Genomic DNA, 14371 nt, shown 5'->3' with positions numbered 1-14371 from the left:
TACTTATGCAGGCCCCATACCCAATGCAAGATGCAGGGCCGTCACAAGTCTCAAAGAGTGGAACGGACGTACAGGAATGACGCATTTGTATAAGTGTTGACGCATTTGATCGTTTGCGCCGGCTTTTTGTGGTGCATATGCCGCCTTCTTGTGGAGCAATCAGGGCGAATCGCGCTCACCGTTGGTGCGTCACTGGAGCCCGTTACGGCCGGCTTCGGGTTAAGCTGCTGGGTCTTGCCTTCCTTGTGCAGAGGGCCGGCGTATCTGGCTGACCGAATGAAGTAGGGCGACTCGGAGGGGGAGACCGTGCGCAACGGATGCCTGCGCTCGAGCAGGCGTTGGCAGGTGAACAGCACATTGCCGGCGGCGTTGAAGTCGCGGCTCGAAGTGACGTAGTCGGTGTGGAGGTTGCTGGCGGTGTGTGACCGCGGGGAGCCGAGGATCAGACCAGCTGTCTGCCAAACCTGGAGCGGAAAGGTCTTACGCATGCAAACCTCATTATTCTTTTTCTAGGGCGTATCTGAGGATTGGCCTTGTGGGCCATGGCAACTCGCCTTTCTATGGGGAGTGGATGCAGCCCCATGGACCCTGTGCGGCGACGGCGATCGCTTGTTGTGTTGTTGATTGTCGATTCGCCGATGCCGAAATTAAGTCATGCTGAAATCGGGGTCAACGAAAATTAAGTGTGACTTACATTTCTCCTGCGCAAAGGATGCCTCTGAGGTTCGATAGGCGGCCATGGATTGAGCTCAGGCTGCCGAATGGTCGTCGAACAGGCCCATGGTCGTGATGGTCAGGACTTCCGCCGGGCCGTTGCCGACGTTGGCCAGGCAGTGAGTCTTGGTCGCGTCGAAGTGCACCGAGTCGCCAGCGCCGAGGGGATATTGGCGGCCCTCGATGGTGTAGACGATCTGCCCTGAAAGAACATAGGAGAACTCTGAGCCATCATGGGAAATCAGCTCCGACTGGTAGCCCACCGATATGTTCATCTTCACCGCGTTGATCAGGTTGCCGGGAAAGGAACTGGACAGCCGCTCGTAGGCCAGTGGCTGGCCTTCGATGGTGTAGCGCACCCGCTTGCCTTCGTGGGAGTCGGGTTGCGCTTGAGTCGGCTGGTCGAACAGAGCGTTCAGCGGAACGTTCAGAGACTTGGCAATGTTGACCAGGGAAGAGATCGAGACACCGGTGAGATTGCGTTCCGCTTGGGAGAGGAAACTGGCAGTAAGACCGGACTCGCTGGCAATTTGGCGCAAGGTTTTCTTGGCGGCGCGGCGATAGCGGCGCAGGCGTTCGCCGATGCGATCTGCGGTCATTGGAGAGACTCTTATTGAAAGGCGCAGTATACCCGGCAGACGTCACTAACGCCTGGCAGGCGCAATACTGAGGTCGCTAACTTTAACCGCGCCGAGGTGGCCGAACGGATGCACCGTGAGCTGAGTACTCCTGGTTCGGGCTGAAATAGTTGGTAACGAAAAACGGCGATAACCTCGGTTTCGTGCTGGAGGCTACCGCCGTTTGGGGGAGGCAGGGAAACTTTACGGCATCAAGACTTCGATGGCGCCATCAGCCGTCATGCTGACCTGGCTGGTGCCTGCTTCGACTTCCGGGGTCACCGGCGCCGAATCCATGCTGGCGGCCTTCATCATCATTGGTGCGCGCATGTAGGGCTGTGGATAACCGTTGCTGTTGAGGTTCAGGTTGACGATCTTGTAGCCCTTGCCGCCCAGAGCTTCGGTGGCCAGTTGGGCGCGGGCCTTGAATGCTTTGACCGCATCTTTGAGCAGGGCGTCTTCGCTGGCTTTGCGGGTCGGATCGGCGATGGCGAAGTCCATGCCGCCCATTTTCAGGTCGCCCAGCAGTTCGCCGGTAAGCTTGGACAGAGCGGCGAAGTCGGAGCTTTCCAGGCGCAGTTCGGCGCGCTCGCGCCAGCCGGTGATCTTCTGGCCCTTGCCATCGTAGATTGGGTAGCTGTTGCGACTGCCCTGGCGCAGGGTCACATCCTTGACTTGGCGTGCCTGGCCGAGGGCCTTGTTCATGGTGGTGGTGATTTCGGCGGCGAGCTTGGCCGGATCGGTGTTCTGCGACTCGCTATAGAGGGTCACAATCATCAGATCGCGAGCCACTTCCTGGCTGACTTCGGCGCGCAGGGAAATCTGGTTGTAGTGCAGTTCATCGGCGGCCAGCGCTGGCAGGCTGATGAGGGTACCGGCGCTAAGGGCGAGAAGGGCGACGCTGCGACTGAAATGCTGCATGGAAACTCCTTGAGTGCGGTCCGCAGGCCAAAGGTTCGAGCTGCGTGAGCAGATAAGACTGTAGTTTTTATTCGCTGTTGCAGCCTTTTACAACTTTGATACATGTAAGCAGGCTACGATCCCGGGCTTGCGCTGGTAGCTGAAAGTTTGCCGCTGTCGCGGCTTTTCTCTGTGGCGCTTTGCCGCAGTTTTGCCTGCGCTGCGGGCGGCTTGGTTATACTCCCGGCGATTGCCCTGGAGCGCTCATCAGGAGAGCTCATGCTCGCCCCCGTAAAATTGCTGTCCGCGACCCGCCAGAACCTTTGGCGCCTGACCTTTATTCGTACCCTCGTGCTAGCCGCTCAGGCCGGTTCAGTGGGGATCGCCTACTGGCTCGACCTGCTGCCACTGCCTTGGCTGCAATTGAGTGTCACCCTGATTTTCTCCATGGTGCTCTGCGCCTTTACCGCCATTCGCCTGCGCACTTCCTGGCCGGTGACGGAGTTGGAGTACGCTCTGCAGCTGGCCTGCGACCTGTTTATCCACAGCGTGTTGCTATATTTCTCCGGCGGCTCCACCAACCCCTTCGTGTCTTATTACCTGGTGCCCCTGACCATTGCCGCGGTGACCCTGCCCTGGCGTTACTCGGTGGTCCTTTCGGGCATCGCACTGACCCTTTATACCTTGCTGCTGGCACGTTTTTACCCCTTGCAGACTTTCCCCATTGCCCGGGAGAACTTGCAGGTCTATGGCATGTGGCTGAGCTTCGCCCTGGCTGCGGCGGTGATTACGTTCTTCGCCGCGCGAATGGCTGAAGAGCTACGCCGTCAGGAAGAGTTGCGGGCGATCCGTCGTGAAGAAGGGCTAAGAGACCAGCAATTGCTGGCCGTGGCGACCCAGGCCGCCGGCGCCGCTCATGAGTTGGGCACGCCACTGGCGACCATGAGCGTACTGCTCAAAGAAATGCGCCAGGACCATCCCGATCCGTTGCTGCAGGATGACCTCAGCGTGCTCCAGGATCAGGTCAAGCTGTGTAAGGAAACCCTGCAGCAACTGGTGCGCGCTGCCGAAGCCAATCGTCGCCTGGCGGTGGATATGCAGGACGTCACCCAGTGGCTGGACGAAGCCTTGAACCGCTGGCACTTGATGCGCCCCGAGGCCAGTTACCGTTTCCATCTGCTGGGTGAGGGGCCGGTGCCGCGACTGGCGCCACCACCGGACCTGACCCAGGCTTTGCTCAATCTGCTGAACAATGCAGCCGATGCCTGCCCCGAAGGCCTGGAAGTACGCCTGGACTGGGACGTGGAAAACCTCACTATCAGTATTCGTGACCACGGCCCCGGAGTACCCTTGGCCATCGCCGAGCAGATTGGCAAACCGTTTTTTACCACCAAGGGCAAAGGCTTTGGCCTGGGCCTGTTTTTGAGTAAGGCCAGCGTGACCCGCGCTGGCGGCTCAGTGAAACTCTACAGTCATGAGGAAGGCGGTACGCTCACCGAGCTGCGCCTGCCTCGTGCCGCCCGAGGAGACGACCATGAGTGAAGAGATCCAAGTCGAAGGCGAGGAACTGCCACATCTGTTGCTGGTGGATGATGACGCCACCTTTACCCGCGTGATGGCCCGAGCCATGAGCCGCCGGGGCTTTCGCGTCAGTACCGCAGGCTCCGCCGAAGAGGGCCTGAGCATCGCGCAACAGGACTTGCCGGACTACGCCGCGCTGGACCTGAAGATGGATGGCGACTCCGGGCTGGTGCTATTGCCCAAGCTGCTGGAGCTGGATCCGGAAATGCGCGTGCTGATCCTGACCGGCTATTCGAGCATTGCCACTGCGGTGGAGGCCATCAAGCGCGGTGCCTGCAATTACCTGTGCAAGCCGGCAGATGCCGATGACGTTTTGGCTGCGCTGCTTTCCGAACACGCCGATCTCGACACCCTGGTACCGGAAAACCCGATGTCGGTGGACCGCCTGCAATGGGAGCACATCCAGCGCGTGTTGACCGAACACGAAGGCAACATCTCCGCCACTGCCCGAGCCTTGGGCATGCATCGCCGTACCTTGCAGCGCAAGCTGCAGAAGCGTCCCGTACGTCGCTGAACTGCGACTGAACGAATGTCCGCTGGGCGTCGTGAAAAAGCGAGCCGATCTACTATGATCGGCTCAGCGCTTGTCCCTTTCCCTATCGAGCCTCAACGATGAATCAGAACGCTGAATACTCCGCGGTCAATGATGCTGTGCGCGGGCAATTCTTTCGCCGGGTGTGGGCGATGATCACGCCTTACTGGCGCAGTGAGGAAAAGGGCAAGGCCTGGTTGCTGTTGATTGCCGTGATCGGCCTGTCGCTGTTCAGCGTGGCCATCTCGGTGTGGATCAACAGTTGGTACAAGGATTTCTACAACGCCTTGCAGAAGAAGGATGAGGCTGCGTTCTGGCACTTGATCCTGTATTTCTGCGGGATTGCTGCGGTGGCGATCCTGGGTACGGTGTACCGTCTGTACCTGACTCAGATGCTGACCATCCGCTGGCGGGCCTGGCTCACCGAGCAACACTTTGCCCGCTGGCTGGGCCACAAGAACTACTACCAGCTGGAGCAGGGCGGCTACACCGACAACCCGGACCAGCGGATTTCCGAAGACCTCAACAGCTTCACCAGCAATACCCTGGCCCTGGGCCTGGGGTTGATCCGTAACATGGTCAGCCTGGTGTCCTTTTCGATCATTCTCTGGGGCGTGTCCGGCAGCATCGAGGTCTTGGGCTACACCATTCCCGGCTATATGTTCTGGTGCGCGCTGGTGTATGCCGCAATCGGCAGCTGGCTGACCCACCTGATCGGGCGCCGCTTGATTGGCCTGAACAACCAACAACAACGTTTCGAAGCCGATTTGCGTTTCTCCATGGTGCGGGTGCGGGAGAACGCCGAGAGCATTGCCCTGTATGACGGCGAGAAGAACGAGAACCAGCGCCTGAGCAGTCGCTTCGGCAAGGTCTGGCACAACTTCTGGGACATCATGAAGGTGTCCAAGCGCCTGACCTTCTTCACTGCCGGTTATGGCCAGATTGCGATTATCTTTCCGTTCATCGTCGCTGCGCCGCGTTACTTCACCGGCAAGATCGAACTGGGCGAACTGATGCAGATCAACTCGGCCTTCGGCAACGTCCAGGAGAACTTCAGCTGGTTTATCAGCGCCTACTCGGACCTGGCCGCCTGGCGTGCCACCTGTGACCGTCTGCTGAGTTTCCGCCAGGCCATGAGCGAAAACGAGGAGCGTCCACCGGCCATTGATGTGCAGCGCCAGGGCGATCATTTGCAGGTCCGTGACCTCGCTCTGGACCTGGCAGATGGTCGTCACTTGCTGGCCGGTGCGCAGATGACTGTGCGGCCCGGTGAACGGCTGATGCTCAGTGGCCGCTCCGGCAGTGGCAAGAGCACCCTGCTGCGGGCCATGGGGCGGCTGTGGCCGGCGGGGCATGGGAGCATTTTGCTGCCGGCCCAGCGCTATCTGTTCTTGCCGCAAAAACCTTATCTGCCCATTGGCAGTCTGCGTGATGCCTTGAGTTATCCACAGCCGGGTGAAAGCTATTCCCAGGAGCGTTATGAACAGGTCCTGGAAACCTGCCGCCTGCCCCATCTGGTGGCGCGCCTGGATGAGAGCAATCACTGGCAGCGCATGTTGTCCCCGGGCGAGCAGCAGCGACTGGCTTTTGCCCGGGCACTGCTTTATGCCCCGCACTGGCTCTACATGGATGAGGCCACCTCGGCCATGGACGAAGAAGATGAGGCCACGCTGTATCAGGCACTGATCGACCAGTTGCCGGGGGTGAGCATCGTCAGCGTTGGTCACCGCAGCAGCCTCAAGCGTTTCCACCCGCGGCACATCCGTATCGAGCAGGGGCACTTGGTGGATCAGGCCCAGATGGCCTGAGTGAGGGTTTCGCCCAGGCCGCCAGGCGCTGGCGCCTGAGCCGTCTTGCGAGCGGTGCCTCAGGTTGATGCCAAGGCACGCAGGATCAAGCGCTGATCTTGGTTGCTGTGTGGTTTGAGGCGTTTCCTCCGTGGTTAATCCCGCTCCTGCAGTGGCTGCAGGGCGGGAGTGGCTCAGGACTTGTGCAGGATCATTCGATCCACTCTTACCGCCAGCTGGCCGCTTCCCGGTTGGGCGTTGAAGGTCACGTTGCCGTGTTCATCCACACTGGCCCGGGCAATCGGAGCGCCGTTGAGCAGCAGCTCCAGTGGCGCGTCCTTGAGGGATTGGCCGGAGGCCAGTTGCAGTTTCAGATTGATAGCCATGGTGATCTCCTTATCAGGCGTTGCGGTCGATGAAACGGCTGGCGCTCTTGTCGATGGAACCGATCAGTTCCGGTGAGCCTCCTCGGAACTGGCGGAACACATTGCGCCCGGTCGAGCTGCTGTTGCTGGTCCCGGACGGGATGCTCAGGGTCGGTTGGAAGCTGTCACTCAGTTCCACATAGGCCGACCAGGGGCCGTTGTAGGACTCGTTCAAGCCGCTGGTTTCGCTGAGGGCGTAGCGCACTGCGTGGCCCGGCAGCCAGTTGGGTTCGCTGGGGGTATGGCTCTGCCAGCCATCGGCCAGGATCGTTGGAGTTGTGTTGGGTGTTTCCAGGTAGCCGGCGGGTTTGTTCGGGCTGTAGTTTTTCAGCAGCAGGTAGGTACTCCAGCCCCACCAGTTATCGATGGTCTTGTTGTCATTCAGGTTATTGACGTCGCTGCGACGCAGTACCTTGTTACCACTCATCACGAACAGCGGCGAGAAGTTGCCGGCTTTCGCGGCGTTCAGGTCCGGAAGAACTTTTAACGCCGAGTAACTGGCTGGAGCCGGGAGGCTGCCACTCAAGTAGCTGGCGAAGATTTCGTCCGCCGAGCGCTGTACCGCAAGCTTCACTTGTTGCCGATTGTGGTGGTCGACGCTGTCGAAGTAGCGCTTGTCGCCGTAGGCGTGCCAGTGATCGCCCTGGGTGTTGCTGACATTGAGGCCGAACTTGCTGTCTTCGTCGTGCATGAAACGGGTAATCAGTGAGCCCAGGTCGCTGGGGGTGACCACCGCTGCCAACTGTTTGCGTGGCACTCGCACATGACCGGCGGAAAACAGGTCTGTGAGGAAGTGATCGGCGAAGGCGCTCATTGCATAGGCCAGTTCCAGTTGCTTGTCATCTGCGGTTTTACCCGCCAGCACCGCTTGCTGCAGGGCCGCCGTGTGCCCGGCGATGTAAGCCGCCAGGGCCCATTCACCAAAGTGGTCGGCATTGTTGGCCGCCAGCTTCAAGTAGCGCCCCAGAGGGAACAACGCGGAGACCAGGCTGCCGCCGCCAGTGATCTTGTTCCACTCTTCGGACAGCGTATCGCCCAGGGCATCATAGGCTTCGTGGGGTTGTTTGCCGTCGCGGATCGCCTGGTTGGCTGCGGCGATTTCTTTTTGCATTACCGCGAGGATCTGCCGGGCTTCGTCTTTGGCCGCTGGCAGCACTGCGAGGGAATTGAAGGCGGCGGTAAAACGTTGCACTCGATCGGTCGGGGTCGCGCCTTCGCAAATCGGCTGCTCGGGAATGCCGTAGAAATCCCCCCCCAGGGTAACCACCTGGCCATAGGTCAGTGACAGGCCATTGGGCAAGTGCAGTTCGACCTGCCAGGCGGGAATAGCCGGTGCGTCCTTGGTAAAGCGCAGCAGGGTGCTGTCACCGATTGCGGTGTGCTCACCACCCTCGAAACGTAGCTGTGGCCTGGTGGCTTTTTGCACGGCGCGGGGAAGGACTTCGGGGCGGTGATACTTGATGGTGTGATGGCCATCGGCGACCAGTACCAGGGTGTCGCCATCGCCTGAGATGGCAATGCCCTGTTCACTGAACAGGTGATCCAGGTCGGCAATGATCTTGCCGGCGTGTTGTGGCTGTTGCTGCTTCTGTGCAGAGAGTCCTGACATTTCTAGCTCCTTGATATGTCATGGGGATGCTTTGAATTTAACTGTATGAATATACAGTTATCTGGATAATAGAGGAAGACTTTCCGCCGTCAAGCAAGGAATGATTCCTTCCTGTATCAAGCATTGCGAATGGCAGGTTTTGCTCGGTGCTTCGGCTTCGTTCTCCAAGGCGTCAATACGCTTGGGAGATCGAGCGGACGGGGCTGTTGCATGGGCTGAACGAGCCGAATCCAGATGGAGGCAACGCCGGGCGGCGGCCTGTGGATTGGATTATCATTGGCGCCCTGACGACAGGCTCAAGGTTCATTCGCGCATGCTGGCCATCTTTTTCGAAACGCTGACGATCACTGCGCCTGTTTTTGCGATGTTGTTCCTTGGGCTACTGCTCAAGCGGGTGGGGTGGATCAACGACAACTTTATCCATGTCGCTTCGGCGCTGGCGTTCAACGTCAACATGCCGGCGCTGCTGTTTCTCGGCATTCTGCATGCGGACCTGCATTCGGCGTTGAAACCGGCGGTATTGATCTACTTTGGCGTGGCCACCCTGGTGTGTTTTGCTCTGGCCTGGGGCTGGGCGATCTGGCGTTGTCCACGGGCCGATCGCGGTATCTATACCCAGGGCGCATTTCGCGGCAATAACGCAATCATCGGTCTAGCCCTGGCGGCGAGCATGTATGGGGATTACGGGATCTCCCTGGGGGCGGTGCTGGCGGCCCTGGTGATCCTGTTCTACAACACCCTGTCGACCATTGTCCTGGCGGTCTATAGCCCGCAGATCAAGTCAGATCCCTGGAGCATCTTCAAGAGTGTGGTGCGCAATCCGCTGATAATCAGTGTGCTGGCGGCGGTGCCGTTCGCTTACTGGCAGATTCCGTTGCCGGGTTGGCTGGAGACGTCGGGTCGATACCTGGCGCAGATGACCTTGCCCATGGCACTGATCTGCATTGGTGGCACCTTGTCCATGGTGGCCTTGCGCAACAGTGGTCGGATGGCCATGAGTTCGAGCCTGTTGAAGATGGTCAGCCTGCCGGCGTTGGCGACCCTGGGGGCCTGGTTATACGGGTTTCGTGGGGCGGAACTGGGGATCCTGTTCCTGTACTTTGGCAGCCCGACTGCGGCGGCGAGTTTTGTCATGGCCCGGGCGGCCAATGGCAATCATGAACTGGCGGCGGCGATCATCGTCATCACCACCGTAATGGCGGCCGTGACCACCAACCTCGGGATCTTCCTGTTGCAGTGGGGCGGTTGGATCTGAGCACCCGATGAAGCGGATCGCCGGTCAGCCGGCGATCATTGCCCCGATGGCGAGTCTTCAGTTGGCCTGTTGATAAGTGTCTATCACTTCCTGCGCGGCGCGGAAGGCGTCGATGGCCGCGGGTACGCCGGCGTACACCGCGCAATGCAGCAGCGCTTCGCGAATCTCGTCCACAGTGCAACCGTTGTTCAGGGCGCCACGCACGTGGCCTTTAAGCTCCTGCGGGCATTTGAGTGCCGTCAAGGCCGCCAGGGTAATCAGGCTGCGGGTTTTCAATGGCAGCCCTTCGCGGTTCCATACCCCGCCCCAGGCATGCTCGTTGACGAAATCCTGCAACGGCTGGGTGAACTCGGTGGCGTTGCCCAGGGCGCGATCGACAAAGGCATCGCCCATTACCTGGCGACGCATTTGCACCCCGTTTTTCTTGTTCTCGCTCATGGCGTTTCTCTCTTGTGTTGGCGGCGCCAGGCCCGTAGCGAACTGAACAGCAGAAACGCCACCAGCGCTGGCAGGACGAAAAACAGCATCAAGTGTTCCAGTTTGCCGGCCAGGGGCATGCCGGTGGTGAAGGACACCACGTGCAGGCTATAGGCCAGGTACAGGCCGAGAAACAGTAGGCCTTCAGCCCGGGTCACGCGGTACCCGGAATAGAACACTGGCAGGCATAGCACCGCCACGCCGAGCATCACTGGCAGGTCGAAGTCCAGGGCATTGGGCGAGACCGAGAGCGGCGTCGGCGCCACCAGGGCGGTGAATCCCAGCACCCCCAGCAGGTTGAACAGGTTGCTGCCAATGACGTTGCCCACGGCGATATCCCGCTGGCCGCGCAAGGCAGCAAGCAACGAGGTGGCGAGCTGCGGCAGGGAGGCGCTGACGGCAATCACCGTCAACCCCATGACCCGCTCCGACAGCCCCAGGTTATCAGCCACGGTGATGGCAGCGCCCAGCAACAGGTGCCCGGCGAAGACCAGCAGCCCCAGGCCGAGGAGGACCATCAGCATGCTGCTGAATCTGGGGGCTGCGCTGCGCTGGTCGGCAGGATCGGGTAAACGAGGGCGCGCCGAGTGCCTTGACTGGCGTAATAGCAGGACCAGATACAGCACCAGGGCTGCGAGCAGGATCAGGCCATCAACCGAAGTGAGGCGTTCGTTATAGGCAAGGGCGAACACCAGCAGGCTGGCGCCGATCATCAGCGGGATGTCCAGGCGTACCAGTTGCCGCGACACTCGCAGTGGAATGATCAGGGCCGAGAGGCCGAGGATCACCAGGATGTTGAAGATGCTGCTGCCGATCACGCTGCCCACGGCAATGTCGGTGTTATCGGCCAGGGTCGCTTGCAGGCTGATGGCCATTTGCGGCGCGCTGCTGCCGAAGGCGACGATGCTCAGGCCCATGATCAGCGGGCGTACATGCAGCCGCGCCGCCAGGCGCACGGCGGCGCGCACCAGCAACTCGGCGCCGGCGATCAGCATCAGCAGGCCGCTGATGAGCTGGATCAGGCTGAGCAGGGGCAGTTCGGCAAAGGCGGTAATGGCTAGGGCTCCGTCGGTCAGTCGCTGAGGGCTTGGATGCGTACTTTGGCGGTACCGCTGCGCAGCATATCCAGCTGTTGAGCGGCAGTGCGGGACAGGTCGATCAGGCGGCCACGGGTGTGCGGGCCACGGTCATTGATGCGGACCACGACACTTTTGTCGTTGCCCAGGTTGGTGACTTGCACCCGGGTGCCGAACGGCAGTTCTCGATGGGCGGCGGTGAGGCCGTTCTGGTCGAAGGCTTCGCCACTGGCGGTGCGTTTGCCGTGGTGCTGGGCACCGTAATAGGAGGCCGTTCCGGTTTCGTCATAACCCCGAGGGTCGATGACATGGCTGCTGACGCAACCCGTGAGTAGAACGAGCAGGGCACCGACAATGAGCAGAGGCCGCATGCTGGAACGCTCTATTGAAAGGGGGGGAGAAGCAGTCGCGAGTAGGCGCTGGCTTGCCAGCGAAGACCGGGGTGCGTGCATCCCGTTTCGACTGACAAGCCACCGCGTCACTTTTCGATCAGCCTTCGAGCTTGCTTTTCAGCAGTTCGTTGACTTGTTGCGGGTTGGCCTTGCCTTTGGAGGCCTTCATCGCTTGACCGACAAAGAAGCCGAACATCTTGCCGCGCTTGGCTTCATCGGCGGCGCGGTATTGTTCAACCTGTTCGGCGTTGGCCGCGAGCATCTCGTCGAGCACCGCCGAGATCGCGCCGCTGTCAGTGACTTGCTTGAGGCCGCGCTTGTCGATGATCTCGTCGGCGCTGCCTTCGCCATTGGCCATGGCTTCGAACACGGTCTTGGCGATCTTGCCGGAGATGGTGTTGTCCTTGATCCGCAGCAGCATGCCACCCAGTTGTTCCGCCGAGACCGGGGCTTCGTCGATTTCCAGGCCTTGCTTGTTCAATAGGCTGCCCAGCTCGACCATGACCCAGTTGGCCGCGAGTTTGGCATCGCCGGCGATGCGGGCGACCTGCTCGAAGTAGTCCGCTTGCTCACGACTGGTGGCAAGCACGCTGGCGTCGTAGACCGACAGGCCGAACTGCTCCTGGAAGCGCTCGCGTTTCTGTGGCGGCAGTTCCGGCAGGGTGCTGCGTACCTGGTCGAGGAAGCTGTCCTCGATGACTACTGGCAGCAGGTCCGGGTCGGGGAAGTAACGGTAGTCGTTGGCTTCTTCCTTACTGCGCATCGGACGGGTCTCGTCCTTGTTCGGGTCGTACAGGCGAGTCTGCTGGATCACTTTGCCACCGTCTTCGATCAGCTCGATCTGGCGCTGGATTTCGCTGTTGATGGCCTTTTCGATGAAGCGGAACGAGTTGACGTTCTTGATCTCGCAGCGGGTGCCGAACTCGACCTGGCCCTTGGGGCGGATCGAGACGTTGCAGTCGCACCGCAGGGAGCCTTCGGCCATGTTGCCGTCGCAGATTCCCAGGTAACGCACCAGCGCGTGGACCGACTTGACGTAGGCCACGGCTTCCTTGGCGCTGCGCATATCAGGCTCGGAAACGATTTCCAGCAGCGGCGTACCGGCACGGTTCAGGTCGATGCCGGTGACGCCGTTGAATTCTTCGTGCAGGCTCTTGCCGGCGTCTTCTTCCAGGTGCGCGCGGGTGATGCCAACGCGTTTCACCGTGCCGTCTTCCAGGGGGATGTCCAGGTGGCCCTTGCCGACGATCGGCAACTCCATCTGGCTGATCTGGTAGCCCTTGGGCAGGTCCGGGTAGAAGTAGTTCTTACGGGCGAACACGTTGTGCTGGCCGATTTCGGCATCAATGGCCAGGCCGAACATCACGGCCATGCGCACAGCTTCCTGGTTCAGCACTGGCAGTACGCCGGGCATGCCCAGGTCGATCAGGCTGGCCTGGGTGTTGGGCTCGGCACCAAAGGCGGTGGAGCTACCAGAGAAAATCTTCGATTTGGTGGTGAGCTGGGTATGAATCTCCAGCCCGATCACGACTTCCCATTGCATGTGTATCTCCTCAGAAGCCGGTTGGGGTGCGGGTGTGCCAGTCAGTGTTGAGCTGATACTGGTGGGCAACGTTCAACAGGCGACCTTCCTGGAAGTACGGCGCAAGCAACTGCACGCCTACCGGCAAGCCATCGACGAAACCGGCTGGCATGGACAAGCCCGGCAGGCCGGCGAGGTTGGCGGTGATGGTGTAGACGTCTTCCAGGTACGCAGCGACCGGGTCGCTGCTCTTGGCCCCGAGCTTCCAGGCCGGGTTCGGCGTGGTTGGGCCAAGGATGATGTCGACTTCATTGAAGGCGGTCATGAAGTCGTTTTTTACCAGGCGCCGGATTTTCTGCGCCTTGAGGTAGTAGGCGTCGTAGTAGCCGGCGGACAGCGCATAGGCACCGACCATGATCCGGCGCTGCACTTCGCTGCCGAAGCCTTCGCCACGGGAGCGTTTGTACAGGTCTTCCAGCTTCTCTGGGTTGTCGCAGCGATAGCCGAAGCGCACGCCGTCAAAACGCGACAGGTTGGAGGAGGCTTCCGCCGGGGCGATCACGTAGTACGCGGGAATCGCGTGCTGCATGTTCGGCAGGCTGATTTCCTTGATCACGGCGCCGAGCTTTTCCAGCGCCTTGATGCTGTTGTGGATCAGCTCGGCGATGCGTGGGTCGAGGCCGGCACTGAAGTACTCTTTCGGCACGCCGATCCGCAGGCCCTGCAGCGAACCGTTAAGGCCGGCGCTGTAGTCCGGCACCGGTTCATCGATGCTGGTGGAGTCGTTCGGGTCGAAGCCAGCCATGCCTTGCAACAGGATTGCGCAGTCTTCGGCGGTGCGGGCCAACGGGCCGCCCTGGTCGAGGCTGGAGGCGTAGGCAATCATGCCCCAGCGGGAAACGCGACCGTAGGTCGGTTTCAGACCGGTGAGGTTGGTGAAGGCAGCGGGTTGGCGGATCGAGCCGCCGGTGTCGGTAGCGGTGGCCGCAGGCAACAGGCGCGCGGCGACGGCTGCGGCGGAACCACCGGACGAACCGCCCGGCACGTGTTCCAGGTTCCATGGGTTTTTCACCGCACCGTACCAACTCGACTCGTTGGCCGAGCCCATGGCGAACTCGTCCATGTTGGTCTTGCCCAGGGTCACAGCCCCGGCAGCGGCCAGTTTGGCGACCACGGTGGCGTCATACGGCGCCTTGAAGTTGTCCAGCATTTTCGAGCCGCAGCTGGTGCGGATGCCCTGGGTGCAGAACAGGTCCTTGTGCGCGATCGGTGCGCCGAGCAGGGCGCCGTTCTCGCCATTGGCACGACGGGCGTCGGCGGCCTGGGCCTGGGACAGTGCCAGGTCCTGGGTTAGGCTGATGAAGCTGTTGAGCTGAGGATCCAGCTGGGCGATGCGCGCCAGCAGGGTCTGGGTCAGTTCTACGGAAGAGAATTTCTTGTCGGCGAGTCCGCGGGCGATCTCGGCCAGAGTCATGTGATGCATT

At 60.7% G+C, this 14371-nt stretch carries 14 protein-coding genes; 4 read left to right on the top strand and 10 right to left on the bottom strand.

Features of this window, described 5'->3' with window-relative positions:
* Nucleotides 1-50: 50 nt before the first annotated feature.
* The 3 genes from GV818_RS22005 to GV818_RS21995 all read right to left on the bottom strand — a co-directional run bounded on the left by GV818_RS22005 (nucleotide 51) and on the right by GV818_RS21995 (nucleotide 2252).
* Nucleotides 51-488, bottom strand: a complete 438-nt coding sequence (locus GV818_RS22005) for a hypothetical protein (protein ID WP_161777507.1) — start codon at nucleotides 486-488, stop codon at nucleotides 51-53.
* A gap of 261 nt (nucleotides 489-749) precedes the next feature.
* On the bottom strand, nucleotides 750-1313 hold the full coding sequence (locus tag GV818_RS22000; protein WP_161755657.1) for a helix-turn-helix domain-containing protein: 564 nt from the start codon (nucleotides 1311-1313) through the stop codon (nucleotides 750-752).
* Nucleotides 1314-1535: 222 nt separating this feature from the next.
* Nucleotides 1536-2252 (bottom strand): SIMPL domain-containing protein, encoded by a 717-nt coding sequence (locus GV818_RS21995; protein ID WP_161755655.1) that lies wholly within the window; start codon nucleotides 2250-2252, stop codon nucleotides 1536-1538.
* A 258-nt stretch (nucleotides 2253-2510) separates the two neighbouring features.
* Between GV818_RS21995 and GV818_RS21990 the strand changes: the two genes are divergently transcribed.
* The 3 genes from GV818_RS21990 to GV818_RS21980 all read left to right on the top strand — a co-directional run bounded on the left by GV818_RS21990 (nucleotide 2511) and on the right by GV818_RS21980 (nucleotide 6152).
* The gene (locus GV818_RS21990; RefSeq protein WP_161755653.1) at nucleotides 2511-3773 is read left to right on the top strand and encodes an ATP-binding protein; all 1263 of its coding nucleotides are present in this window, start codon (nucleotides 2511-2513) and stop codon (nucleotides 3771-3773) included.
* Nucleotides 3766-4326 (top strand): response regulator transcription factor, encoded by a 561-nt coding sequence (locus GV818_RS21985; RefSeq protein WP_016968400.1) that lies wholly within the window; start codon nucleotides 3766-3768, stop codon nucleotides 4324-4326. Before GV818_RS21990 ends, GV818_RS21985 begins: the two co-directional genes overlap by 8 nt.
* Before the next feature lie 98 nt (nucleotides 4327-4424).
* Nucleotides 4425-6152: an ABC transporter ATP-binding protein/permease gene (locus tag GV818_RS21980; RefSeq protein WP_161777506.1), complete on the top strand. Its 1728-nt coding sequence runs from the start codon at nucleotides 4425-4427 to the stop codon at nucleotides 6150-6152.
* Between the two features lie 173 nt (nucleotides 6153-6325).
* Here GV818_RS21980 and GV818_RS21975 read toward each other — a convergent pair whose 3' ends face one another.
* Together GV818_RS21975 and GV818_RS21970 are read right to left on the bottom strand one after the other, a co-directional pair.
* Nucleotides 6326-6517: a hypothetical protein gene (locus tag GV818_RS21975; protein ID WP_161755649.1), complete on the bottom strand. Its 192-nt coding sequence runs from the start codon at nucleotides 6515-6517 to the stop codon at nucleotides 6326-6328.
* 13 nt (nucleotides 6518-6530) lie between these two features.
* Nucleotides 6531-8165, bottom strand: a complete 1635-nt coding sequence (locus GV818_RS21970) for a phospholipase (protein WP_161777505.1) — start codon at nucleotides 8163-8165, stop codon at nucleotides 6531-6533.
* A gap of 313 nt (nucleotides 8166-8478) precedes the next feature.
* On the opposite strand from GV818_RS21970, the gene GV818_RS21965 reads away from it, so the two are divergent.
* Nucleotides 8479-9420: an AEC family transporter gene (locus tag GV818_RS21965; protein WP_161777504.1), complete on the top strand. Its 942-nt coding sequence runs from the start codon at nucleotides 8479-8481 to the stop codon at nucleotides 9418-9420.
* A gap of 57 nt (nucleotides 9421-9477) precedes the next feature.
* Here the strand turns inward: GV818_RS21965 and GV818_RS21960 are convergent, their stop codons facing one another.
* The 5 genes from GV818_RS21960 to gatA form a co-directional block, all read right to left on the bottom strand.
* Nucleotides 9478-9858, bottom strand: coding sequence for a carboxymuconolactone decarboxylase family protein (locus GV818_RS21960; RefSeq protein ID WP_161755643.1), 381 nt, complete (start codon nucleotides 9856-9858; stop codon nucleotides 9478-9480).
* A complete protein-coding gene (locus GV818_RS21955; RefSeq protein WP_161777537.1) occupies nucleotides 9855-10919 on the bottom strand; it encodes a calcium/sodium antiporter in 1065 nt (354 codons plus the stop codon). The genes GV818_RS21960 and GV818_RS21955 overlap by 4 nt, the downstream gene beginning before the upstream one ends.
* Before the next feature lie 50 nt (nucleotides 10920-10969).
* Complete coding sequence (locus GV818_RS21950) at nucleotides 10970-11344, bottom strand: septal ring lytic transglycosylase RlpA family protein (protein ID WP_161755641.1); 375 nt, start codon at nucleotides 11342-11344, stop codon at nucleotides 10970-10972.
* 118 nt (nucleotides 11345-11462) lie between these two features.
* Nucleotides 11463-12908 (bottom strand): Asp-tRNA(Asn)/Glu-tRNA(Gln) amidotransferase subunit GatB, encoded by a 1446-nt coding sequence (gene gatB, locus GV818_RS21945; protein ID WP_161777503.1) that lies wholly within the window; start codon nucleotides 12906-12908, stop codon nucleotides 11463-11465.
* Between the two features lie 10 nt (nucleotides 12909-12918).
* The gene (gatA, locus tag GV818_RS21940; RefSeq protein ID WP_161755637.1) at nucleotides 12919-14370 is read right to left on the bottom strand and encodes an Asp-tRNA(Asn)/Glu-tRNA(Gln) amidotransferase subunit GatA; all 1452 of its coding nucleotides are present in this window, start codon (nucleotides 14368-14370) and stop codon (nucleotides 12919-12921) included.
* Between the last annotated feature and the right edge of the window lies 1 nt (nucleotide 14371).

The sequence above is a fragment of the Pseudomonas sp. Fl4BN1 genome, from assembly GCF_009908285.1.
In the GTDB taxonomy this organism is placed as follows: Bacteria; Pseudomonadota; Gammaproteobacteria; order Pseudomonadales; family Pseudomonadaceae; genus Aquipseudomonas.
This window is presented reverse-complemented; position numbering and strand designations above follow the sequence as displayed.